At 63.6% G+C, this 23,988-nt stretch carries 15 protein-coding genes; 6 read left to right on the plus strand and 9 right to left on the minus strand.

All coding sequences use genetic code 11. The annotated features are described in order from the left end of the window. Positions 1-40: 40 nt before the first annotated feature. Positions 41-3,067, plus strand: coding sequence for a hypothetical protein (locus ACIP1G_RS14350; protein WP_400737983.1), 3,027 nt, complete (start codon positions 41-43; stop codon positions 3,065-3,067). On the opposite strand, the gene ACIP1G_RS14355 is transcribed toward ACIP1G_RS14350, so the two are convergent. The 8 genes from ACIP1G_RS14355 to glnE form a co-directional block, all read right to left on the minus strand. Next, positions 3,028-4,470 carry a lipopolysaccharide kinase InaA family protein gene (locus tag ACIP1G_RS14355; protein WP_400737985.1) on the minus strand — a complete coding sequence of 481 codons (1,443 nt, stop codon included), beginning with the start codon at positions 4,468-4,470 and terminating at the stop codon, positions 3,028-3,030. The genes ACIP1G_RS14350 and ACIP1G_RS14355 overlap by 40 nt on opposite strands. After that, entirely contained in the window at positions 4,470-5,222 is a 753-nt protein-coding gene (locus ACIP1G_RS14360) for a lipopolysaccharide kinase InaA family protein (protein ID WP_400737988.1), read from the minus strand. The genes ACIP1G_RS14355 and ACIP1G_RS14360 overlap by 1 nt, the downstream gene beginning before the upstream one ends. Beyond that, the gene (locus ACIP1G_RS14365; protein WP_400737991.1) at positions 5,219-5,953 is read right to left on the minus strand and encodes a lipopolysaccharide kinase InaA family protein; all 735 of its coding nucleotides are present in this window, start codon (positions 5,951-5,953) and stop codon (positions 5,219-5,221) included. Before ACIP1G_RS14365 ends, ACIP1G_RS14360 begins: the two co-directional genes overlap by 4 nt. Then, positions 5,953-6,759, minus strand: coding sequence for a lipopolysaccharide core heptose(I) kinase RfaP (gene rfaP / locus ACIP1G_RS14370; protein WP_400737994.1), 807 nt, complete (start codon positions 6,757-6,759; stop codon positions 5,953-5,955). Before rfaP ends, ACIP1G_RS14365 begins: the two co-directional genes overlap by 1 nt. Further along, entirely contained in the window at positions 6,756-7,880 is a 1,125-nt protein-coding gene (locus tag ACIP1G_RS14375; RefSeq protein ID WP_400737996.1) for a glycosyltransferase family 4 protein, read from the minus strand. Before ACIP1G_RS14375 ends, rfaP begins: the two co-directional genes overlap by 4 nt. Beyond that, positions 7,880-8,938: a lipopolysaccharide heptosyltransferase I gene (waaC, locus tag ACIP1G_RS14380; protein ID WP_400737999.1), complete on the minus strand. Its 1,059-nt coding sequence runs from the start codon at positions 8,936-8,938 to the stop codon at positions 7,880-7,882. The genes ACIP1G_RS14375 and waaC overlap by 1 nt, the downstream gene beginning before the upstream one ends. After that, a complete protein-coding gene (waaF, locus tag ACIP1G_RS14385) occupies positions 8,939-9,988 on the minus strand; it encodes a lipopolysaccharide heptosyltransferase II (RefSeq protein WP_400738002.1) in 1,050 nt (349 codons plus the stop codon). 222 nt (positions 9,989-10,210) lie between these two features. Next, positions 10,211-13,144: a bifunctional [glutamate--ammonia ligase]-adenylyl-L-tyrosine phosphorylase/[glutamate--ammonia-ligase] adenylyltransferase gene (gene glnE / locus ACIP1G_RS14390; protein ID WP_400738005.1), complete on the minus strand. Its 2,934-nt coding sequence runs from the start codon at positions 13,142-13,144 to the stop codon at positions 10,211-10,213. 383 nt (positions 13,145-13,527) lie between these two features. On the opposite strand from glnE, the gene aceE reads away from it, so the two are divergent. The 5 genes from aceE to ACIP1G_RS14415 all read left to right on the plus strand — a co-directional run bounded on the left by aceE (position 13,528) and on the right by ACIP1G_RS14415 (position 22,354). Beyond that, positions 13,528-16,173 (plus strand): pyruvate dehydrogenase (acetyl-transferring), homodimeric type, encoded by a 2,646-nt coding sequence (aceE, locus tag ACIP1G_RS14395; protein ID WP_400738008.1) that lies wholly within the window; start codon positions 13,528-13,530, stop codon positions 16,171-16,173. Positions 16,174-16,186: 13 nt separating this feature from the next. After that, positions 16,187-17,827, plus strand: a complete 1,641-nt coding sequence (gene aceF, locus ACIP1G_RS14400) for a dihydrolipoyllysine-residue acetyltransferase (RefSeq protein ID WP_400738011.1) — start codon at positions 16,187-16,189, stop codon at positions 17,825-17,827. Between the two features lie 376 nt (positions 17,828-18,203). Then, a complete protein-coding gene (locus ACIP1G_RS14405) occupies positions 18,204-20,894 on the plus strand; it encodes a putative bifunctional diguanylate cyclase/phosphodiesterase (protein ID WP_400738014.1) in 2,691 nt (896 codons plus the stop codon). Positions 20,895-21,058: 164 nt separating this feature from the next. Beyond that, positions 21,059-21,727, plus strand: coding sequence for a peptide-methionine (S)-S-oxide reductase MsrA (gene msrA, locus ACIP1G_RS14410; RefSeq protein WP_400738017.1), 669 nt, complete (start codon positions 21,059-21,061; stop codon positions 21,725-21,727). A gap of 3 nt (positions 21,728-21,730) precedes the next feature. Then, entirely contained in the window at positions 21,731-22,354 is a 624-nt protein-coding gene (locus ACIP1G_RS14415) for a glutathione S-transferase (protein ID WP_400738020.1), read from the plus strand. Between the two features lie 148 nt (positions 22,355-22,502). Here the strand turns inward: ACIP1G_RS14415 and creD are convergent, their stop codons facing one another. Then, on the minus strand, positions 22,503-23,831 hold the full coding sequence (creD, locus tag ACIP1G_RS14420; RefSeq protein WP_400738023.1) for a cell envelope integrity protein CreD: 1,329 nt from the start codon (positions 23,829-23,831) through the stop codon (positions 22,503-22,505). Positions 23,832-23,988: the final 157 nt, after the last annotated feature.

The following is a 23,988-nucleotide window of genomic DNA, read 5'->3' on the forward strand; positions in this document are numbered from 1 at the left end:
CTTGGCGCAGCATGGTCCGCCCCGCAACAGGAGCCGGACCATGACCATCCCGCCAAACTTCCAGACGCTGGATAACCAGCTTGATGCACTGCTACCGCCCCTGCACGGCGTCGAGCACAGCCTTGACCTGACGCTTTCCCAACTGTTCCCGGGGCTTGCCATTAGTGCCCGCACATTGTTTTTCGGCAATCATCACTTATTGCAACTGGTGGGCTTTCATCTGATCGACGGCGGTACTTTTCGCCTGCTCGCGGGTAGCCGGCCAAGGCATGCCGACTACCCGGCCCTTAGCTTGCCGCATGACTTCAACAACCGTATCGACAGCTTCTGCAAAACCCTTCGCCAGGCGCTGCACGCCCGCCTGGCGGCCTATTGGATGGAGCGTGACAGCAAAGGTTTGACCCGCACCGTTCGCCTGGCATCGCTGTACCGTGATCAACTGGATGCAGAAATCCGCCTGCGTCACACCGACCAGACCCTGTCGGCGGCGCATGCCCAACTACTCAGAACGTGCCTGGAACTGCCACAGGCCTGGCAACGGCGGCATTTGCCAATCACCATGCGCCCACAGGTCTATCGCTTGTTGCTTACCAGCAGCGCCCCCAACTGGCGCAGCCATGTGCCGGGTTTCCTGGTACTCACCGAACAAGGCGCTGAAGGGCAAATGCTCGAACACCAAGAGCCGGTTGGCCGAGCGCTACTGTGCAGCGTTGCTCACGGGATCGAAGCATTCGACAGCCTGGCCGATCTTCATCAGGAACTGTGCGAGCGCCTGGAAGACCCGCAGCAAAGCGAGCACCTGCTCAAGCTCATGATTGATCCCGATGACCAGCAACGCGCTCGTCGCTCGGAACGTTTACGTTATGACTGGTATGCCGAGGACTTGGCTGAATACCTGGCCTCGACCCTGCGTGATGCCCAGGCCAAGCACTTGAGCCATGCCTGGCAGAAGGCATGGCAACAGGGCAAACAGCGGGATATCGAACAGCTGGACGACGTATTGACCACGGCGCTGGACATACGCAGAGCCGTCGGCAGCCGTGGCCCCCTTGCCAACCGCTACGGCCTGCTGCTTGAAAAGCACCTGCCCAATTGGTTGCGCGCTACATCGCAGCAAGGCGTCGCTCACATCATGCAGGCCATGCAAGAACAGATTCTGGCCATCGAAGCAGCCAGCGCCCCCGGCATCCTGACCCTGGAGCAATTCACCCAGCGGCACTCCCTGCTGAGCTGGTTGAACCTGCGCCTGCGCGAGTACCTACAACGCGATCCGGGCCTGGACTGCGACCCGCGTGATATCACCATCAGTGTCACCCTTGCCCGTCAGGTCGGGCCGATCCTGAACCCGCTGCCTCTGGGCAGTACCGTGGGCTACGTTCCGGTAGTCAGCCGACACCAGGTAGGTGGCACCATCGAGCTGGTGAAGCACACCTACCGGCTCGACGAGCTGGCCTTGTTGAACATCAGCTGGTTCGATGTGGACTATTGGCTGACCGCTCGTGTTTACCTTTATGGTGATCAACCGTTGCCAGCGCTCACCCCTCTACGGGTAAAGCAGATCGTAAGGCGCCTGAATGCCGGCAGCGGTTACTCGGCTTACCTGCACACCCAACTGCTCGACTCGCCCGAAGGCCGTTGGCGCCAGACGGCCTATGCGCAGATCAGCCGTGCCCGGCTGAATGCCGAAGCCGTGAAAGCTCGCTATGTCGGCCATTTCCTCAACGACACATTCGAACAAGGTTATGGATGGGCCAGCACGCTCATCCACGCCCCCGACAGCCATGCACGCCCGCACGCCAACGAGCAGCAGGTCGTGGTCCAACAACTGCTCGTGCAGGGCGACACGCTGATGGGCGTCTTGCTGCTGATTTCGCCAGAAAGCTCGAAGCGCATAGTCGTTTACTGCCCTGACGTTCCCGACAGGCGCTATTGGCGAGAGTACAGCGATGTCAAAGCACTTATCCGCGCCATCCGCAGTGACCTGGCGCTGCAAGACTACCTGGTCCAGCGTCTGCCGCAGGCCAGCGGGAAAAAGCTCAAGGCACGTTTGCTCAAGGGCCGACTAGGCGCGCTTATCACCCGGCAGACCATCACCGGCAATCTGTATCACGCGCTTTACCGCGCAGAAGTCAAAGCCCTGATCGCCCAGACGGATACTGTCACCCGCAGTAACCAGGAACTGCTGGGGGAGTTCTCGGTAAACGTGCTCAGGCTGATACTGGACATAGTCACCTTCGTGCTGCCGCAACGGGCATTGGTAGCCCTGGCGTTCGGCCGCATGGCGATTTCCATCTGGGACGGCTTCGACGCATTCGAGCAGGATGACCACTCGGGCGCCTTGCACCATGCCGTGGCCGCCCTCGGCCACGCTACCGCTGGGCTAACTGAAATGGCAGGCTCCAGCCTGATGCGCCGGACGTTGCGGGGGCTGCCCAAACCACCCCCGGTGCCACTACCGAAACACTACGAAGCCGCGCCCGACCTGGCCAGGTTGCGCTACCGGATCGACTCGGCCCATGGCGAGGCTGTCTATGAACAACTGTCCGCCACGCCGGGCCTGACCCAGTACTTCGTCCGGGATAACCTGGGTCGCTATTTCAATGTCAGTTTTGACGGTGCACGCTGGCGAGCCACCGACCCCGACCAGCCCTATGCCTACCTTAAGCTGCCGATAAAGCGAAATCTGGATGGCAGCTGGATAGTGGACTCTCCCGTGCTCTGGCATGACGGTTTGCCAGACATCGCGCAACTGCTTGAGCAGTGCCGGCTGGCAACGCCACTTCAGAGCGCCGTAGATGATAAGGATCAGCACCTGTTCAGCCACGGCAGCATGCTGTACCTGCAGCTGCGCAACCATCAGCTACCGGTACGCCGCCACCTGCTGACTGGGCACTATCACCTGGTCTTGTCCGATAGTCTGACTGGCGCAGTGCCCGCCTGGGCGGTGTTGCGCCATCAGGATGGCGAATGGCGCATCCGCGTGCGCCAGCCCGGCCGCGGCAGCGACTGGCTGGCACTGCCGGCGGATTACTCCGAAAGCCGTGGCAACAGCCGGTCCAGCCGCTGATGCAAGGCACTGCTGCTCGGCCAGTTGCGCAACAACCGCGCCCGGTCACGGGCGTAGGCCGGGGCGAAGCTGAGCTGGGTGGCGTGCTGGCACATGGCGTCAAGGTCGATCAGCGACCACTGGCCGTTGTCCCAGAACAGGTTGTGGCCCTTGAAATCGCCATGGCTGATGCGCTCGCGAATCAGCTGCTGCATGACATGCACCAAGGCATCGACCTGTTCTTCAGGTGCATCACCATTTTCCACGTAGGGCGCAAAGCACGCGGTCAGGTCCGGGCCATCGACATATTCGGTGACCAGGTAGGCGCGGCTGCGCAGGCCCATCACCCGCTGCTCCAGCACCGCCAGTGGGCGCGGCGTAGCGATGTCGAGGAACTCCAGGCGGTGCCCTTCGATCCACGAATGCCAGGCCCGGCTCGGGCGCCAGAAGCGCTTGAACCAATGGGCAGTGTTCTTGATGTTGTAGCGCTTGAGCACCACTTGGCGGCCATCAACCTCGATGCGCGCCACACTGGCAGCACCACCGGTCTTGTACAGGTGGCCCTTGTCGATCAACGCATCAGCCTGCTCCAGTACCGGCAGCATGGCCTCGACCTCGCTGCGGCGGATCGCCCGCAGGCCCGAAAGGCTGCGTTCGACGCTGAACAGGCTGCACTCGCGACCGGCCTTTTCCAGGTAGTCCTTCTGCCGCCAACTGCGCACCTTGTCCACCTGCTTCTGCAAGGCTTCCAGTGGCAGTGCATGCTCGGCATTGGCCAGCAGGTAGTGCACCAACAGCTCTTCGATGAACGGCTCCAGGCGCTTGGGCAACTGGGCGAAAAACACCCCAAGGTTTTCTAGCACGCGCGGGCGTGACAGCTGCTGGCCAGGCGTCTCGGCCTTGATGCCGGCGCCATCGATCAGGTACAGCTTGCCGCCATGACGCAGCAGGTTGTCCAGGTGCAGGTCCTCCTGCCACAGGCCTTGGGCGTGCATGTGCGCAACGGCAGTCAGCGCTTCGCCCAGCACCAGGTGCTGCTCGTCGGCCAGCACCGGCAGGTTCTCCACTGCCGCCCAGGCATCGGCCAGGCTTTCGGCGCCGTCGAGGAACTCGAACAGCAGCCAGCCGCCCTCGCCTTCCTTGAGGCCGTCGGCCAGCAGCTTCGGCGTGGTCAGGCCCTGCTCGGCCAGCTGCTTCACACCCTGCAGCTCACGCTGGAAATGCCGCGCCGCGCTACCCCCAACCAGCAGCTTGGCCAGCACCGGGGTACCACGCCACACGCCAGCACCCACATAACGCTGGCCCGGCAGCACACGCAGCAGGCTGAGCAGTTGCAAGTCGGCGCTGCCAGCGGCATCGGCCAGGGTGATGCTCAGCGGCAACGACGGGCTGCGCCCGGCATCTTTCAATTCAGACAAGCGCATCAGCGGGCCTCTTTTTCACGACGGCGTTGCGTAAGGCGTTGCAGCCAGGTATCGACCAGCGTTCCGTCAGCCGGCTGCGCTAGGTAGGTGGCCAGCAGCGTGCGTACATCGGCCTCGCTCCAGGCCCGCGCGCGGCGCAGCAGCGGCTCCAGGTCCTTGAGGCGGTCACGCATGCCGAACAGCAATGGCCGGGTCTTTTCCAGGTCGATCAGTTGCGCGTCCCAGCCTTCGCGGCGTTGGCGCAGGAAGATGTGCTTGGGGTAGAAGCAGCCGTGCACCTGGCCGGCGCTGTGCAGGGTGCGCGCCAGCTGGCCGCAGGCCTGCAGGACGCCATTGCGCTCGGCATCGCCCAGCTGTGGCCATTGGGCCAGCAGGCTGTCGAGGTCGGCCCACTCGTCCAGGGCACGGGTCATCAGGATGGCGCGGTGTTTGCCGCCCTGCTTGCGCTCGCCATAGAACACCGCCTGCAAGGCTGGAATGTGCAGTTTCTGGTAACGGCTGATGTTGCGGAATTCACGAGCGAAGGTGGGCTCGCCGAACGGCCGATGCAGGGTACGGGTGAGGTAGTCGCACTGGCGCTTGAGGTAATAGCCCTTGCCTTCGAGTTCCAGGCGGAACACGCTGCTCCAGCCACCACGACCGGTGTTGGGTTCGTCCACGGCATCGAGCTGCAGCGCCCATAGCGCCTCGAAGTCGTCCAGGCCATGGCGTTTGAGCAGCGCGAGGTCCGCGCTGGCCAGGTAATCGGTCATTCCCTTCCCTCGAAAAAGCCCAGCACCTGGCGAATGCGCTTCTTGTCACGCACATTCAGCCGGTCGCGGCCACGGTATTGCAGGTAGAAACGCAGTCGCTGGGTGGCCGACAGGTGGTATTTGGCCACTTTGTCCAGGCACGCCAGGTCCTTGATCATCCGGTGTCGCCACATGAAGCCGCGCCAGAAGTCGCCGGTGGGGCAGTCGATGAAGAACAGCGTGCCCTGGTCGTCGACCAGCAGGTTGCGCCACTTCAGGTCGTTATGGGCAAAGCGGTGCTGGTGCATGACCCGTGTGTAGTGCGCCAGCTGGCTACTCACATGGTTGACCCAGGCGCGGTCGGCCAGGCGTGCATCGTTGCGTTCGGCCAGCACCGACAGGTCTTCGGTGCGCGGCAGTTCGCGGGTGATCATCGCACCACGGCCAAAGGCCAGGCCATTGCGCTCCAGCCCCCAGGCCACCACTTCGGCAGTGGGGATGCCCCACTTGGCGAACTGCTTGAGGTTCTGCCACTCGGCCTTGATGCGCGGCCGGCCCAGGTAGCGGCGCATGTGCTTGCCGGCACCGGTGTAGCGTTTGACGTAGTAATTGACCTCGTCACGCTTGATGCGCACCACTTCGCTGAGCGGGTCGTGGGTCAGGCGTTCACCCTGCAGGGCAAATACCGCATCGAGGCTGCCGAAGTCCGCCGCCAGGTGTTCATAGCCCGGCGCCAGTGTCCAACCCGCCATCAGAGTGCATCCCCATAGCGTAGCTTGCGATCGTAGAGCTTCTGCGCCTTGCGCTCCAGCCAGGCAAGCAGCGCGGCCTCATCCTTCAGCACCTGGCGCAGCGGGCGCTGGAAGTAACCACGCAGGAAGCGCAGCTTGTCGCGTTGGGTCAGGCCGATGTCCAGCGCCGAGAAGTACAGCGCGGCCAGGTCCTTGTCGCGCCAGCGGCGGCTGATTTTCGCCCGGGTCTGGGCGCGGTGCAGGTCGATGACCGACAGTTTGAAGTCTTCTGGCGTCACCGGGCGGTCGGTGTGCAGCAGGAAGTGGCAGATGTAGCAGTCACGGTGGTTGACCCCGGCGCGGTGCATGCCGCCGGTCATCTTCGCCACTTCGGCAATCAGCGCACGCTTGAGGCGTGGCTCGGGCGGCTGTTTGACCCAGTCGATGCTGAAGTCTTCCAGGCTGATGGTCGGCGCCAGTTCTTCGGTGATGATGAATGAGTGCTGCGTGGCCGGGTTGCTGCCGCGCTCGCCGTAGGCGACTGCAGTCATGGTCGGCACGCCGACTTCATGCAGGCGCTGGATGGCCTGCCATTCCTGGCCGGCGCCGAGCACCGGCAGCTTGGCGGTAAACAGGTTCTTGAAGATCTCGCCCCAGCCGATGCCGCGGTGGATCTTGACGAAAAAGCCCTCGCCAGCCACCTCGGTACGCAGCGTGCGGCGCCCTTCCAGCTCGCGATAGACCTCGCCTTGCAGCGCCTCTACGGCGTCGAAGGCATCACGCCCGGCCCACAGGCGTTTGAAGGGTTCGGCCAGTATCAGCTTCATGCGGTTTTCTGCCCCAGGATCACGTCGGCAGCATGTTGCGGCATGCTGTACAGATCGGCGGTTTCAGCAAATGCCAGGCCGTTGCGCGACCAGCTGGCACGGGCCTGCGGGTCTTCGAGCATGCGCTGCAGGTAGCCGTTGAGCTGCTCCTGTTCGAACGGCTCGTCCAGCACCAGGCCGCTGTCGGCCTCGGCAATGTAATGGGCGTAGCCACACACCTTGGACACTAGCACCGGCAAGCCGGCCACCAGCGCTTCGAGCAGCACCGTGCCGGTGTTCTCGTTGTACGCCGGGTGAATCAGCAGGTCGGCGCCCAGCAGGAAGCGCGGGATATCGCTGCGGCCCTTGAGGAACTGCACCTGGTCACCCAGGCCCAGCGTGGCGCTTTGCAACTGGAACACCTTGGGGTCGTCCTGGCCGATCACCATCAACTTCGTGCGCTTGCGCAGGGCCGACGGCAGCGCGGCCAGGGCCTTGAGGCTGCGGTCCACGCCCTTGGTCTTGAAGCCCGAGCCAATCTGCACCAGCAGCAGGTCGTCATCACCCAGGTTGAATTCCTTGCGGAACTCGGCGCGGACTTCGGCGGCGTTGGCCGGTGCGCGGCGGTCCTGGGAAATACCCGGTGGCAGCAGGTGGAAGCGCTCTTGGGGGGTGCCGTAGTGCTTGATGAACAGCGGCTGCTGCACTTCGGAAATCATCAGCACTTCGGTATGGGCGTCCTTGCCGAACACCGCGCGCTCGTACTCGGCAAAGTGCCGGTAGCGGCCCCAGCGACGGTACAGGCCGCCACGCAGGGTCTGCGCCTTGTCCTCGAAGCAGCCGTCGGCGGCGTAGTACACGTCCAGCCCCGGCATCTTGTTGAAGCCGATCAGGCGGTCGACCGGGCGCTTGGCCAGGTCGGCCGCCATCCAGGCGCTGAGCTTCTCGTTGCGGCGGTGGTTGAAAATCGCCTTCACCGGCGCCACCAGAACCTCGAAGCCCGGCGGAATGTCACCCTCCCAGATCAGCGTGTAGACACGGATCTGGTGGCCCCGCTTCTGGCACTCCAGGGCAATGCGCATGAAATCGCGCTGCAGCCCGCCGAAGGGGAAATATTTGTAAAGCACGAAAGCCAGTTGCATCAACGGACATCCTCAGCCAGCAGCAGCGCGCTCAAGCGGCTCGCCACATGCTCGGGATTCAGGCGAGTGAAGCACAGCGGCCACTCGCGTTTCAGATCGAACCGGGCCAGGTCATCGGCGCTCGGTTTATAAGTGCACTTCTTCTGCAGGCAAGGAGCGCAAGGCCAGTCACTGGCCTGGTGAATCTGGGTCCGTCCGTAGGCGCCGGTAAGGCCCGGGTTGGTCGGGCCGAACAGCGAAATGGTGGGCACATCGAGTGCCGCCGCCAGGTGGCCGAGGCCGGTATCGACTGCCACACAGGCTTTTGCCGCCGCCAATACGCGCGCGACGCCGGCAAGGTTCAATTTGGGGAGCACCTGGCAGTTGTTCAAGCCCTGGGCGATGCGCTCGGCCCGTTCCTTCTCGGCCTGGTTGCCCCAGGGCAGGCGCACTTCCAGCTTGCGCTGGCCCATGCGTTCGGCCAGCTCGCGCCAGTAGGCTTCGGGCCAGTGTTTGGTCACCCAGGTGGTGCCATGCAGGAACACCACGTACGGCGCGGCCGGCGGCAGCTGCAGGCGCTCAAGGTCCAGGCCATAGTTGCCGATGCCTTCCGGCAGGTCGTAGGCCAGGGCCATGGCGAACAGCTGGCGCACCCGCTCCACGGCGTGCTGGCCGGTCGCAACCGACAGGCGCCGGTCATAGAAGCGGCTGGCCAGGCCTTCGCGGGCCGAGTAGCGGTCCAGGCCGGCTACCGGGGCTTTAACCAAACGGGTCAGCCAGGCCGACTTGACCAGGCCCTGGGCGTCGATCACCAGGTCGTACTTGTGCTCGCGCACACGCTGCTTCAACGCCTTCCACTCGCCACTCTTGATGGTTTGCCAAAGGTTCTTGCGCCAGCGGCGGATGGCCACCGGGATAACCTGGTCGACCGCCGGGTGCCAGCTGGGGATTTCAGCGAAGCCTTCTTCCACCACCCAGTCGAAACGAATGCCCGGGATGGCGTGGGCGGCATCGGTGAGCGCCGGCAGGGTGTGAATCACATCACCCAGCGACGAGGTCTTGATGATCAGTACCCGCACTTAATCGGCCTCTACCACGGTATCGATCAGATCCGGCCCGCTAAGGCTGTGCAGGGCGGCGATGACTTTGCCCGGCTCCAGAAGGCGCAGGCAGTTGTAGTGGCCGAAACGGCAGGTGCGGTCGAAACACGGGCTGCACTCGATACCGGTGCGCACCACTTCTACCTGCTCGGCCAGTGGCGGGGTGAAGCCTGGCGAGGTCGAGCCGTACACTGCCACCAACGGGCGGTTCAGCGCGGCGGCCACATGCATCAGGCCGGAGTCGTTGGACACCACGGCGTGCGCGCAGGACATCAGGTCGATAGCCTCGGCCAGAGAAGTCTCCCCGGCCAGGTTGGACGATTCTTCACGGAAACCCGGGATCAGCCGGTCGCGGATCTGCTCACCGACCGGGTGATCGTTCTTCGAGCCGAACAACCATACCTGCCAGCCCTGGCGGATCATTGCATCGGCCACGGCGGCATAGTGCTCGGCCGGCCAGCGCTTGGCCTCGCCAAACTCGGCACCAGGGCACAGTGCCAACACCGGGCGGTCAAGCTCCAGGCCGAACTTGGCCAGGGCGGCCTCGCGGCTTTGCGCTTCGATCTGCAGGCTGGGACGCGGGTACGGCTGCGGTAGCTCGGCACCGGGCGCGTAGGCCAGGGCCATGAAGCGCTCGATCATCAGCGGGTAGCGAGCCTTGTCCAGCTTGCGCACGTCGTTGAGCAGGCCGAAGCGCATTTCGCCGCGCCAGCCGGTGCGTTTGGGGATGCCGGCGAAGAACGGCACCAACGCCGACTTCAGCGAGTTGGGCAGCAGGATGGCCTGGTCGTACTGGCCGGCCAGCGACTTGCCGATGCGCCGCCGCGTGGCCAGCTCCAACGCGCCGTGGCCGAGCGGGAAGCTCAGGGCCTGACGCACCTCGGGCATGCGCTCAAGTATCGGCCGGCTCCACTCAGGGGCCAGCACGTCGATCACGCAGTCGGGGTGCTGCTGTTTCAGGCACTGGAACAGGGTCTGCGCCATCACCATGTCGCCGACCCAGCTGGGGCCAATGATCAGTATTCTCATGCTTAGTCCAGAAACGCTCGGGGAGGCTACAGGCTACGTACAGCCTGGCCTCCCCTCTTTATATTCAGGCTATGTGGCGGACAGTGTACCACTCAGGCATATCTGCCGCTGATCGCAGACCCTGTGGGAGCGGGTTCACCCGCGAACACCGGCGAAGCCGGTGCCATGCACCGCGTCGCCTTCTTCGCGGGTAAACCCGCTCCCACAGGGCTGGCGGGGGCTTCAGGTCAGGCCCAATTCACCCCAGATCCGCCGCACTTCGCGGCGTTCATCGGCAAACTGCGCCGCATCGATCACCCCAGCCTGCTTCTGCAGGGCCTGGCGGTGCGAGGCCGAGCGGAACGCCTTGTACACTTCACGCAACAGCACCGCGTCACTGGCCGGCATCAAACCTGCCTGCTCCAGCTCTTCCAGAATGCGGATGTTATCGGTCCATCGGAGTATGGCCGGGTGGTCGTGGGACCAGGCCAAAGCGGCGTATTGCACCATAAATTCAATATCGACGATACCGCCGGCATCCTGCTTGATATCGAAGGGTACGCCCGCCTCGAAAGCATTGGCCGCAGTACCGGCAGCCGTGGCCTTGGTGCCGAGGTTGTCGCGCATCTTGGCGCGCATTTCGCTCACTTCGCTGCGCAGTTTTTCCAGGTCGCGGGCCTGGCCCAGCACCTTGGCGCGTACACCTTCAAACGCCGCGCCCACCTGCTTGCAACCCACCAGCACGCGGGCCCGCACCAGGGCCTGGTGCTCCCAGGTCCAGGCTTCGTTCTGCTGGTAGCGTTCGAACGCGCCCAGCGAACTGACCAGCAGCCCCGAAGCGCCGGACGGGCGCAGGCGCATGTCCACGTCATACAGCTGGCCCGAGTTGGTCTGGGTGGTCAGCAGGTGAATGATGCGCTGCCCCAGGCGGGTGAAGAACTGCGCGCTGTCGATGGGCTTGGCGCCGTCGGTCTCGGCCTGCGGGTCGCCATCGTGAATGAACACCAGGTCCAGGTCCGAGCCGTGGCCCAGTTCCAGGCCGCCAACCTTGCCATAACCAATGATGATGAAGCCCGGGTCGCACAGGCTGCCGTCGCTGCGCTTGGGTTGGCCGTGGCGGGCCACGGTCTGGCGCCAGGCCAGGGCCAGCACCTGGTCGAGAATCGCTTCGCCCAGCCAGGTCAGGTAGTCGCTGACTTTCATCAAGGGCAGGTTGCCGCTGATTTCCGAGGCCGCCACACGCAGGCTGTGGGCCAGCTTGAAGTGGCGCAGCGCCTCCATCTGCTGTTCCAGGTCATCCTCGGGAATGCGCGTCAGGCGCTCACGCAGTTCGCTGGCCAGTTCTGGCGCCAGTGGCGGGCTGAACAGGCGGCCTTCATTGAGCAGTTCGTCAAGCAGCAGCGGGTAGAGGGCGATTTGCTCGGCAATCCACGGGCTGGCGGCGCACAGGGTCAACAGGCGGCGCAAGGCGCCGGGGTTTTCGGTAAGCAGTACCAGGTAGGCAGAACGCCGCGCCACGGCCTCGACCAGTGGCAGCACCCGCTCAAGCACCAGGTCAGGGTTGGCATGCTCCACCGCCTGGGCCAGCAGCCGCGGGATAAAGGCATCCAGGCGCTCCCGGCCAATACGCTGCATCGAGCGCAGCTGCGGGCTGGAGCGCAGCCCGGCCAGGCGCCGCAGGGCTTCGGCGGGTTGCTTGAAGCCAGCCTCTTGCAGCTGGCGGCCAGCGGCTTCTTCATCCTGCGCCTGCTCCCACAGCGGCGACCATTCACCACCCACCACCAGTTCGCCTTCGCCGTCTTCATCATCCGGGTCGGCGATCACCTGGCGGAAATGCCAGTCGATACGGCCACGCCAGTACATCAACTGGTCGTGGAAGCTCTGCCAGTCGGCAAAGCCGAGCATGTAGGCCACCCGCGCCTGGTCGGTCTCGCCTTCCGGCAACATCTGCGTCTGGCGGTCGGCGATAGCCTGGATGGCGTGTTCGGTGTAGCGCAGGAACTCATAACCCTCGCGCAGCTCGGCAACCACCGCTGGCGGCAGGTAACCCTGGCCCTCCAGCGTGGCTAGCACCTTGAGCAATGGCCGCTGCTGCAAGCTGAGGTCGCGCCCGCCGTGAATCAGCTGGAAGGCCTGGGCGATGAACTCCACCTCGCGGATGCCACCGGCTCCCAGCTTGATGTTGTCGGCCATGCCCTTGCGCCGCACTTCCTGCTGGATCAGCTGCTTCATGGTGCGCAGCGCTTCGATCGCGGAAAAGTCCAGGTAGCGGCGGTACACGAACGGGCGCAACATCTCTTGCAACTGCGCGCCGGCCGCCTGGTCACCGGCCACCACCCGCGCCTTGATCATCGCATAGCGTTCCCAGTCGCGGCCCTGATCCTGGTAGTACTGCTCCAGCGCATTGAAGCTGAGCACCAGCGAGCCGGCAGAGCCATAAGGGCGCAGGCGCATGTCGACGCGGAACACAAAGCCGTCGACGGTAACCGGGTCCAGCGCCTTGATCAGCCGCTGGCCCAGGCGGGTAAAGAATTCCTGATTGTCCAGCGAACGCTTCACCCCTTCAGTTTCACCGCCTTCGGGGAAGCCGAAGATCAAGTCGATGTCCGACGACAGGTTCAGCTCCACCGCACCCAGCTTGCCCATGCCCAGCACCACCATGTGCTGCGGCTGGCCGCTGCGGTTGCCGATGGGCGTGCCGAACTGCTGGCAATGGCGCGGGTACAGCCATTGGTAGGCTTCGTCGATGGCGCCATCGGCAAGGTCGGACAGGTCACGGCAGGTTTCGCCCAGCTCGGCCTGGCGGGTGATGTCGCGCCAGATAATGCGCAGCTGCTGACGGTTGCGCTCGCGGCGCAGGTTGCGCGCCAGCTCGTCCTCGCTTTGCGCTGCCTGGGCTGCCGCGGCGATTTGCCTGCGCAGCTCACCCGGGGCATAACGCCGCTCCAGCTCGCCACTGGCCAGCAGGGCGAACAGCATGGCCGGCTCGCGCTGAGCCAGGCTGAGTACGAAGTCGCTGGCGGCAGCAACCTGATCGAACTGTTGCCGCTGCAGCGGGCTCCAGGCCTTAATGTCGAGTTCGGGGTGGGAGGCCACCGCATCACTGATGAACTGCTGGTTGCGAGTGATCAGCGGCTGCAGGGTGGCGGGCAGGTCGGACGGCAAAGGTAGGCGCATGGTCTATCCTTGATCGGCGTGAAAGAGAGGGGAAAAAGCGGCCAAGGGGAAGCCGGACCACGGTTGGACTGTCGTACAAAAGTTGGAAATAGCTGAAAAAAACAAATAATTGGCAACAAACATCAAGAACCACCCGTTCGCGACACAATGCCAACCAACATGAACGTTTTTCCTCACAAGCCAAGGTGCGACCAAACGTCGCACAAATGTAGTTTTACTACTACTCATGTCGTGTAAAAGCATGAAATGCGAAAGCAAATGTAGTAAAACTACAACGCGCCGGAAGACACCCCGGTAATCCAAGAATTCACGACGTCTGCCCATAAGGCCAGTCGCAATCTCAGGCAATCGATTCTGGTTGCCTTTCCGCCCTGGAGCAAGCCATGCAAGACCTCGATCCAATCGAAACCCAGGAATGGCTGGATGCCCTGGAGTCGGTCCTCGACAAAGAAGGCGAAGACCGCGCTCATTACCTGATGACCCGTATGGGCGAGCTGGCCACCCGTAGTGGCTCCCAGCTGCCGTATGCGATCACCACGCCATACCGCAACACCATCCCTGTCACCCACGAAGCACGCATGCCTGGCGACCTGTTCATGGAACGCCGCATTCGCTCGATGGTGCGTTGGAACGCCTTGGCCATGGTCATGCGCACCAACCTGAAAGACTCGGACCTGGGCGGACACATCTCCAGCTTCGCCTCCAGTGCCACCCTGTACGACATCGGCTTCAACTACTTCTTCCAGGCCCCGACCGAAGAACACGGCGGCGACCTGATCTTCTTCCAGGGCCACGCTTCGCCAGGCGTCTATGCCCGTGCCTTCATGGAAGGCCGCATCAACGAAGACCAGATGAACAACTTCCGTCAGGAAGTGGACGGCAACGGCCTGTCTTCGTACCCGCACCCATGGCTGATGCCTGACTTCTGGCAGTTCCCGACCGTTTCGATGGGTCTGGGCCCGATCCAGGCCATCTACCAGGCACGCTTCATGAAGTACCTGGAAGCCCGTGGCTACATCCCGGCCGGCAAGCAGAAAGTCTGGTGCTTCATGGGCGACGGCGAGTGCGACGAGCCGGAATCCCTGGGCGCAATCGCCCTGGCCGGCCGCGAGAAGCTGGACAACCTGATCTTCGTCATCAACTGCAACCTGCAGCGCCTCGACGGCCCGGTTCGCGGCAACGGCAAGATCATCCAGGAACTCGAAGGCGTGTTCCGTGGCGGTGGCTGGAACGTCAACAAGGTCGTCTGGGGCCGCTTCTGGGACCCTCTGCTGGCCAAGGACACCAACGGTGCCCTGCAGCGCCGCATGGACGAAGTCATCGACGGCGAGTATCAGAACTACAAAGCCAAAGACGGCGCGTACGTTCGTGAAAACTTCTTCAACACCCCAGAACTCAAGGCCATGGTCGAAGACCTGTCCGACGACGAGATCTGGAAGCTCAACCGTGGCGGCCACGACCCGTACAAGGTCTATGCGGCGTACCACCAGGCGGTCAACCACAAAGACCAGCCTACCGTCATCCTGGCCAAGACCATCAAGGGTTACGGTACCGGTGCTGGCGAAGCCAAGAACACCGCGCACAACACCAAGAAGGTCGACGTCGACAGCCTGCGTCACTTCCGTGACCGCTTCGACATCCCGGTCAAGGATGCAGACCTTGAGAACCTGCCGTTCTTCAAGCCGGAAGAAGGTTCTGCCGAAGCCAGGTACCTGGCCGAGCGCCGCAACGCCCTGGGTGGTTTCGTGCCACAGCGCCGCGCCAAGAGCTTCAGCATTCCGACCCCGCCACTGGAAACGCTGAAAGCGATCCTGGACGGCTCGGGCGACCGCGAAATCTCCACCACCATGGCCTTCGTGCGTATTCTGGCGCAGCTGGTCAAGGACAAGGAAATCGGCCAGCGCATCGTTCCGATCATCCCGGACGAAGCCCGTACCTTCGGTATGGAAGGCATGTTCCGCCAGCTGGGCATCTACTCGTCGGTCGGCCAGCTCTACGAGCCAGTCGATAAAGACCAGGTGATGTTCTACCGCGAAGACAAGAAGGGCCAGATCCTCGAGGAAGGCATCAACGAAGCCGGCGCCATGTCGTCGTTCATCGCTGCCGGTACCTCGTACAGCTGCCACAACCAGCCGATGCTGCCGTTCTACATCTTCTACTCGATGTTCGGCTTCCAGCGTATTGGCGACCTGGCCTGGGCCGCTGGCGACAGCCGCACCCGTGGCTTCCTGATCGGCGGTACCGCCGGCCGTACCACCCTCAACGGTGAAGGCCTGCAGCACGAAGACGGTCACAGCCACATGATGGCGGGCACCATCCCGAACTGCCGCACCTACGATCCAACCTACGGCTACGAGCTGGCGGTGATCATCCAGGACGGCATGAAGAAGATGACCGAAGAGCAACAGGACATCTTCTACTACATCACCGTGATGAACGAATCCTACCAGCAGCCAGCCATGCCGGCCGGTGTCGAGGAAGGCATCATCAAGGGTATGTACCTGCTGGAAGAAGACACCCGCGAAGCCGCGCACCACGTACAGCTGATGGGCTCCGGCACCATCCTGCGCGAAGTCCGCGAAGCCGCGAAGATCCTGCGTGAAGAGTTCAACGTCGGTGCCGACGTGTGGAGCGTCACCAGCTTCAACGAACTGCGCCGCGACGGCCTGGCCGTAGAACGCGCCAACCGCCTGAAGCCTGGCCAGAAGCCACAGCGGACTTACGTCGAAGAGTGCCTGGCTGGCCGCAAAGGCCCGGTCATTGCCTCCACCGACTACATGAAGCTGTTCGCCGAGCAGATTCGCCAGTGGGTACCGAGCAAAGAGTTCAAAGTCCTGGGTACCGACGGTTACGGTCGCAGCGACAGCCGCAAGAAGCTGCGTCACTTCTTCGAAGTCGACCGCCACTTCGTGGTGCTGGCTGCCCTGGAAGCCCTGGCTGACCGTGGCGAGATCGAACCAAAGGTTGTTGCAGACGCTATCGTCAAGTTCGGTATCGACCCGGACAAGCGCAACCCACTGGACTGCTGAGGAGTATTTTTAAGTGAGCGAACTCATTCGCGTACCTGACATCGGCAGCGGTGAAGGTGAAATCATCGAGCTGTTCGTCAAGGTCGGTGACCGTATCGAGGCTGACCAGAGCCTGCTGACCCTGGAGTCCGACAAGGCCTCCATGGAGATCCCGGCCCCCAAGGCCGGCGTCATCAAGGAACTCAAGGTCAAGCTGGGCGACCGCCTGAAAGAAGGCGACGAGCTGCTGGTACTGGAAGCCGAGGGCGCCGCTGCGGCGGCCCCCGAGGCCCCGGCCGCCGCTGCTGCCCCGGCTGCTGCTCCAGCGCCAGCCGCTGAAGCCGCCCCTGCCCCTGCTCCGGCCGCAGCCCCGGCTGCCGCCAGCGTGCAGGACATCCACGTGCCGGACATCGGCTCGTCGGGCAAGGCCAAGATCATCGAAGTGCTGGTCAAGGTCGGCGACACCGTCGAAGCCGACCAGTCGCTGATTACCCTGGAGTCCGACAAGGCCTCCATGGAAATCCCTTCGCCGGCTGCCGGCGTGGTTGAAGAAGTCCTGTGCAAGCTGGAAGACGAAGTCGGCACTGGCGACCTGATCTTCAAGCTGAAAGTCGCTGGTGCTGCACCGGCTGCCGCTCCGGCACCTGCCGCTGCTGCCCCGGCCAAGGCTGAGGCGGCTCCGGCTGCCGCACCTGCCGCTGCCGCCCCTGCTGCTGCCCCTGCACCGGTTGCTACCGCACCGGCTGCCGGCAACAACTCCAAGGTTCACGCAGGCCCGGCTGTTCGTCAGCTGGCCCGTGAATTCGGTGTCGAGCTGGGCGCTGTTGCTGCTACCGGCCCGCACGGCCGCATCCTGAAAGAAGACGTGCAGGTTTACGTCAAGGCGATGATGCAGAAGGCCAAGGAGGCACCAGCAGCCGCTGGCGCAACCGGCGGCGCCGGCATCCCGCCGATCCCGGCCGTGGACTTCAGCAAGTTCGGTGAAGTGGAAGAAGTGGCCCTCACCCGCCTGATGCAGGTCGGTGCTGCCAACCTGCACCGCAGCTGGCTGAACGTGCCGCACGTGACCCAGTTCGACTCCGCCGACATCACCGAGCTGGAAGCCTTCCGCGTTGCGCAGAAGGCCGTGGCCGAGAAGGCTGGCGTGAAGCTGACCGTGCTGCCACTGCTGCTCAAGGCCTGCGCCTTCCTGCTCAAGGAACTGCCGGACTTCAACAGCTCGCTGGCGCCAAGCGGCAAGGCCATCATCCGCAAGAAGTACGTGCACATCGGCTTCGCCGTGGACACCCCGGACGGCCTGCTGGTCCCTGTGATCAAGAACGTCGACCAGAAGAGCCTGCTGCAACTGGCTGCCGAAGCGGCGGCGCTGGCTGAAAAAGCCCGCACCAAGAAGCTGTCGGCTGACGAGATGCAGGGCGCTTGCTTCACCATCTCCAGCCTCGGCCACATTGGCGGCACCGGCTTCACGCCGATCGTCAACGCGCCGGAAGTGGCTATCCTGGGCGTCTCCAAGGCGACCATGCAGCCAGTCTGGGATGGCAAGGCTTTCCAGCCGAAGCTGATGCTGCCGCTGTCGCTGTCCTACGATCACCGTGTGATCAACGGCGCTGCTGCCGCGCGCTTCACCAAGCGCCTGGGCGACGTGCTGGGCGATATCCGCACCATGCTGCTGTAAGGCAGCACACTGCCCCTCCCTGCGAGGGGCAGTACCCTTTTCGAGCTGCCACGCTCGTACCTCAACCCCGCCAATTGGCGGGGCTTTTTTTGCCTGGATATTTTGCGAGGGCTGCGCCCTCTGTGGGAGCGGGTTCACCCGCGAAGATTCCAACTCGGTACATGGCACCGGCTATGCCGGTGTTCGCGGGTAAACCCGCTCCCACAGGCCGCACAGTTGCCCCAAAATCCCCAGCCAAGCTACAGATTCCGGCCAAACCGCCGATAACCCGTACACAGCATCACGCATGGCCGCTTGCCAGCCCTCGGGACATGATGCAACCTTGCCGAACCCGCCGCCGCCCCAAGGCCGCGTCCCCTCTTCAAGCGAGTCTTCGATGAAAAGCCAACCCGATGCCGCCAGCCGTGTGGCGGCCGAGGTCGTCACGCAGTTACCCGTGCCCTCGCGGCTCGGCATGCTGCGTTTCGAAAGGCTCAACGAAGCCACTTGGGCCATGCTTTACCTCGACCCGGCCTGCGAGCGCCAGTTCGGTTTGCACGCCGGCGACCTGTGCGCCCTGGTAGACGCGCCCTACGCCAGCCTGATGGAACCCGAGGCACGCTACCGGCTGCATGACGAGATCCAGCTGCAATTGGCCCAGTGCGGCTACTACCGCGTGCGCTACACCCTGCACACGCCAAGCGCGTCGCTGCGCCTGCTGGAGACCGGTGAAGCCTTCAAGCAGCACAACCGCCAGCTACTGCGCGGCTACCTGAGCGTTCTCGACGACCAGGCCGAAGATACCGGCGAGGGCGATGCCAGCGACCTTGAGTCGCGCAACAACCGCCTGCAACTGGCCCTGCAACTGAACCAGCGCGCGCAGCAGGAACAACTTGAGCACCTGGAGCGGGTGCGCGGCCAGCAAGACCTGATCCTGCGTCTGGCCCGCCAGCGCTACAGCGCCGGCAACTCGCTGCTCGAAGCCGCCCAGCTGATTACCCAGAGCGCCTGCGAAATCTACAAGGTCGACAGCGCCAGCATCTGGCACCTGGAAGACCAGCGCCTGGAGCCGATCATCGCATGGTACCGCGAGGCGCAGGAGCACCGCCAGCCCGAAGCCATCGATGCCAGCCGCTTCCCCGACTACCTCGACGCGCTGCATGCCAGCCGCGCCATCGACGCCCACAACGCCGGCCACGACCCACGCACCCGCGCCCTGACACAAAGCCTGCGCCCAGAAAACAAGGCCATGCTCGATGCCAGTATCCGCGTCGATGGCCAGGTTGTTGGCGTGCTGTGCCTGGAGCAAACCTGCCAGCCACGGGCCTGGCAGTCGGACGAAATAGCCTTTGCCGGCGAGCTGGCCGACCAGTTTGCCCAGGTCATTACCAACCACAACCGGCGCGCCGCAGCCAACGCCCTGCACCTGTTCCAGCGTGCGGTCGAGCAAAGCGCCAGCGCCTTTCTGCTGGTCAACCGCGATGGCCGGGTGGAGTACGTCAACCCAAGCTTCACCGCGATCACCCAGTACAGCACCGACGAAGTGCAGGGCCGCCACCTGGGCGAACTGCCAGCACTGGAGAACCTCAGCGAACTGCTGTTCGATTCGCCATCCAGCCTGGCCATGGGCAACAGCTGGCAGGGCGAGTTCAAGAGCCGGCGCAAGAACCTGGAGCCCTACTGGGGCCAGTTGTCGATCTCCAAGGTGTACGGCGACAACCGTGAGCTGACCCACTACATCGGCATCTACGAAGACGTCACCCAGACCAAGCTGGCGCAGCAGCGTATCGAACGCCTGGCCTACACCGACAACCTGACCAACCTGGGTAACCGCCCGGCGTTCATCCGCAGCCTGGACGAACGCTTTGCCCGGGATGGCGAAAACACCATGTGCCTGCTGCTGGTGGACATCGACAATTTCAAGCGCATCAACGACAGCCTCGGCCACCAGACCGGCGACAAGCTGCTGATCAGCCTGGCCAGGCGCCTGCGCAACAGCCTGCACACCGGCGGCATCCTGGCGCGGTTTGCCAGTAACGAGTTCGCCGTGCTGCTTGACGACACCAGCCTGGAGGATGGCCAGGGCGTTGCCCAGCAGTTGCTGCGCACCCTCGACAAGCCGATGTTCGTCGACAACCAGCTGATCAACGTCACCGCCTCGGTCGGCCTCGCCTGTGCGCCGCTGCACGGCACCGACCCCGCCAGCCTTATGAAAAACGCCGGCCTGGCACTGCACAAGGCCAAGGCCAACGGCAAGCACCAGGTGCAGGTGTTTACCGAAGTGCTCAACGCCGAAGCCAGCTACAAGCTGTTCGTCGAGAACAACCTGCGCCGCGCCCTGACCCAGAACGAGCTGGAAGTGTTCTACCAGCCCAAGCTGTGCCTGCGCAGCGGCCGCCTGCTGGGCCTGGAAGCGCTGCTGCGCTGGAACCACCCCGAGCGCGGCATGATCCGCCCGGACCAGTTCATCAGCGTGGCCGAAGAGACCGGCCTGATCATCCCCATCGGCAAATGGGTGGTGCGCCAGTCGTGCCGCATGAGCCAGCAACTGCGCGAGGCGGGCATGGGCAACCTGCATGTGGCCATCAACCTGTCGCCCAAGCAGTTCTCCGACCCGGACCTGGTGGCGTCGATCAGCACCATCCTCACAGAAGAAGACCTGCCTGCGCACCTGCTGGAGCTGGAACTGACCGAAGGCCTGCTGCTGGAAGCCAGCGAAGATACTCACCGCCAGCTGGACGAGCTGAAGGCCCTGGGCCTGACCCTGGCCATGGACGACTTCGGTACCGGTTATTCGTCGTTGAGCTACCTGAAGAAGTTTCCGATCGACATCCTCAAGATCGACCGCAGCTTCATCAACGAAATCCCGGATAACCAGGACGACATGGAAATCACCTCGGCGGTGGTGGCCATGGCACATAACCTGAAGCTGAAGGTAGTGGCCGAGGGGATCGAGACGCCGGAGCAGCTGGCGTTCCTGCGCCGGCACCGCTGTGATGTGGGCCAGGGGTACCTGTTCGACCGGCCGATCCCCGGGCGCGAACTGGCTGAGCGGTTGAAGCGCTACCCGCGTGGCCCGGTGGCCTGACAGCGACTTAAACCTCGGGCACTATAGAGACCATACGGGCCCCTTCGCGGGTGAACCCGCTCTCACAGGTACACCACAGTATTCGAGACCGTGGTGTACCTGTAGGAGCGGGTTTACCCGCGAATGCCCCAGCCCCCATCTCAAAGACATACAGAGGAACGGCCATGGTCCTGCGTTCGGAAATCCTGGTGAACAAAAACGTCATGCCTACCGCGGAACAGGCCCTGCCTGGCCGCGACACGCCAATGAGCCTGCCCGAGTTCCACTACGTGTTCGAAGGCACCCCACTGCTCGGCCCGTTCTTCGAGGGCGCCATCGACTTCGCCATCTTCGGCCTGGGTTGCTTCTGGGGCGCCGAGCGCCGCTTCTGGCAGCGTGAAGGTGTGGTCAGCACCGTGGTCGGCTACGCCGGCGGCTTCACACCAAACCCTACCTACGAAGAAGTCTGCTCGGGCCTGACCGGCCACACCGAAGTGGTGCTGGTGGTGTTCGACAAGGACAAGGTCAGCTACCGCGAGCTGCTGGCGATGTTCTGGGAACTGCACAACCCGACCCAGGGCATGCGCCAAGGCAACGACATCGGCACCCAGTACCGCTCGGCTATCTACTGCACCAGCCCGGAACAGCTGAAAGAGGCGCAAGCCAGCAAAGCCGAGTACCAGGCTGAACTGCAAAAGTCTGGCTTCGGCGAGATCACCACCGAAATCGACCAGGCGCCAACCGTGTACTTCGCCGAAGCCTACCACCAGCAGTACCTGGCAAAGAACCCGGACGGCTACTGCGGTATCGGCGGCACCGGCGTGTGCCTGCCACCGAGCCTGCAAGGTAACTGACGCATGAGCACGATGACCCTGTTCCACTCGCCGTTGTCGCCTTTCGTGCGCAAGGTCATGGTGGTGCTGCACGAGACCGGCCAGCTTGAGCGGATAACGCTGCAGCCGGTGAACATCAGCCCGGTGAGCGGCGACCCGCAGCTCAACCAGGACAACCCGATCGGCAAGATCCCGGCCCTGCGCCTGGACGACGGCACCGTGCTGCATGACAGCCGAGTGATCTGTGAGTACCTCGACCTGCAGCACGTCGGCCTGCCGCTGCTGCCACGCGAAGGCTCGGCGCGCTGGCGGCGCATGACCTTGGTGTCGCAGGCGGATGCAATCATGGATGCGGCGGTGTCGAGCCGCTATGAGAGCTTCCTGCGGCCTGAAGACAAGCGCTGGGATGGTTGGCTGCAGGCGCAGGGCGAGAAGATCCGCCGTAGCCTGGCCAACCTGGAGCAGGAGCACCTGCCCGAGCTGATGTCCGGGTTTGACCTGGCGGCGATTGGCGTGGCCTGTGCACTGGGGTATCTGGATTTGCGTCAGCCGGAGTTTGGCTGGCGTGAGCGCCAGCCTGGGCTGGCGGCGTGGTATGCCGAGGTGGCCAAGCGGCCGTCGATGGTCGCCACTTCTCCGGTGGCCTGAAGGGCCTCTTCGCGGGTAAACCCGCTCCTACAAAGGTCAACACTGTCTTTGTAGGAGCGGGTTCACCCGCGAAGGCCTTACCTCTATATCACAGGAAACAGCAAACCAATCCTGAGGGCCAACCACCGCCCGATCTCTTTATCCTCCCTCATGCCGCCCTCCCCACCCGCGCCCAGTCCAGCCGCCGGGTCAGCACCATGAACACCCCCAGCAAGCCAAAGCACAGCAGCGAACCCATCAGCAGCGCATAGTCCTCGGCACTCAACAGCCCATAAAGCAGCGCATACAACGCCGCCAGCCCCGCCGCGAACCCGACCCCACGCCCAGCCCTGCGCAGCACGTGGCTCAGGTAAAAGCCAATCAGCAGCACACACGCCGCAGCCGAAAGCCCATAGGCCAAGCCAAATCCGATGTGCTCGGACAACGACAGCAGCAACAAGTAGAAGAACGCCAGCGCCACACCTACCAGGATGTACTGCACTGGGTGCACGCTGAGGTTCTTCAGCACTTCGAACAGGAAGAAGCCGGCAAAGGTCAGGGCAATGAACAGCAAGGCGTACTTGATCGCCCGTTCGCTCTTCAGGTACTGGTCCACCGGGTCAACGAAGCTGACGCCGAAGCTGCGCTCGCTGAACTCGGCGCACTGCCCGGCCCCGGCACACTGGCGCAGGGCGTCTTCAAGGTTGGTGGCAAAGAACGAGGTCTGCCAATGGGCTGTGAACCCCTGGGCGTCGATGTCGCGGCGGCTGGGCAAGTAGCTGCCAACAAAGCTCGGGTGCGGCCAGTTGGCGCGCATGTCCACGCTGCTGGTACGGCCCACCGGCACCACGTGCAACTGACCGGTGCCTTGCAGCGCCAGGTCGAAGCCGTAGCTGAACTCCCGCGCCTGCAGGCCATCCAGCCCAGGCAGGCTGGCGTGCACACCGCCACGCATCCAGTCGAGCTGGGTGCCGGCTTCGAACGGTACCTTTTGCTCGTCCATGCTCAGTTCAAGGCCGTTTTCGATACCGCGGATATCGCTGATGCCCACCACCAGGAACGGTTTGTCGAAACGGTAATCGTCGAAGTCCTTGTCGATGCCCCAGCGCTCCGGGAGCTTGAAGCGGCCGCTGATACGGCCCTTGGCATGGAACAGCCGGGCCTGGTGGATACCACGGGCGCGCAGTTCGGTGTCTACGCCAAGGTCGGCGTCGAAGGTTTCCGGCAGGAAGTACAGGTGGCCGGCGATAGTGCTGGTCTCCTGGGTGCGCTCGCCGTCTTTGTCGATCCAGCGGCGCTGGTACTTGCGGTAAGGCACCACCAGCAGCGGGCCGCTGAGTTGCTGGTCGAAGCTGGCGCTCTGGGCGATATCGCGCAGCACGCTGTCGCGCAGGGCCTGGCGTTCGTCGATCAGGCCGTTGATCAGCAGTAGCGGGATGAGCAGCAGCAAGATCAGCATGGTGATCATGCCGAGTTTGAAACCGAGGGTCTTGTTCATGGGGCCTCCTGTGGCAGTGGGCGCAGTGTCTGCGCCTTGCGTGGAGGCTTTGTGGAGACCGTGTGGGATTTGAGTGTATTTGGGGCCGCTTTGCGGCCCGTCGCGACGCAAGGCCGCTCCTACAGGGACCGCGTAAAACCCGACATTGCGCGGTCCC

Source organism: Pseudomonas sp. NPDC089392 (assembly GCF_044749595.1).
Taxonomy (GTDB): domain Bacteria; phylum Pseudomonadota; class Gammaproteobacteria; order Pseudomonadales; family Pseudomonadaceae; genus Aquipseudomonas.

Excerpts from the sequence above, each read along its gene's own strand:
- ACIP1G_RS14350 (WP_400737983.1), top strand. The coding sequence starts at position 41 with ATGACCATCCCGCCAAACTTCCAGACGCTGGATAACCAGCTTGATGCA.
- ACIP1G_RS14375 (WP_400737996.1), bottom strand. The coding sequence starts at position 7,880 with ATGCAACTGGCTTTCGTGCTTTACAAATATTTCCCCTTCGGCGGGCTG.
- creD (WP_400738023.1), bottom strand. The coding sequence starts at position 23,831 with ATGAACAAGACCCTCGGTTTCAAACTCGGCATGATCACCATGCTGATC.
- ACIP1G_RS14360 (WP_400737988.1), bottom strand. The coding sequence starts at position 5,222 with ATGACCGATTACCTGGCCAGCGCGGACCTCGCGCTGCTCAAACGCCAT.
- ACIP1G_RS14415 (WP_400738020.1), top strand. The coding sequence starts at position 21,731 with ATGAGCACGATGACCCTGTTCCACTCGCCGTTGTCGCCTTTCGTGCGC.
- glnE (WP_400738005.1), bottom strand. The coding sequence starts at position 13,144 with ATGCGCCTACCTTTGCCGTCCGACCTGCCCGCCACCCTGCAGCCGCTG.
- waaF (WP_400738002.1), bottom strand. The coding sequence starts at position 9,988 with ATGAGAATACTGATCATTGGCCCCAGCTGGGTCGGCGACATGGTGATG.
- ACIP1G_RS14355 (WP_400737985.1), bottom strand. The coding sequence starts at position 4,470 with ATGCGCTTGTCTGAATTGAAAGATGCCGGGCGCAGCCCGTCGTTGCCG.
- ACIP1G_RS14405 (WP_400738014.1), top strand. The coding sequence starts at position 18,204 with ATGAAAAGCCAACCCGATGCCGCCAGCCGTGTGGCGGCCGAGGTCGTC.
- ACIP1G_RS14365 (WP_400737991.1), bottom strand. The coding sequence starts at position 5,953 with ATGGCGGGTTGGACACTGGCGCCGGGCTATGAACACCTGGCGGCGGAC.
- rfaP (WP_400737994.1), bottom strand. The coding sequence starts at position 6,759 with ATGAAGCTGATACTGGCCGAACCCTTCAAACGCCTGTGGGCCGGGCGT.
- aceE (WP_400738008.1), top strand. The coding sequence starts at position 13,528 with ATGCAAGACCTCGATCCAATCGAAACCCAGGAATGGCTGGATGCCCTG.
- msrA (WP_400738017.1), top strand. The coding sequence starts at position 21,059 with ATGGTCCTGCGTTCGGAAATCCTGGTGAACAAAAACGTCATGCCTACC.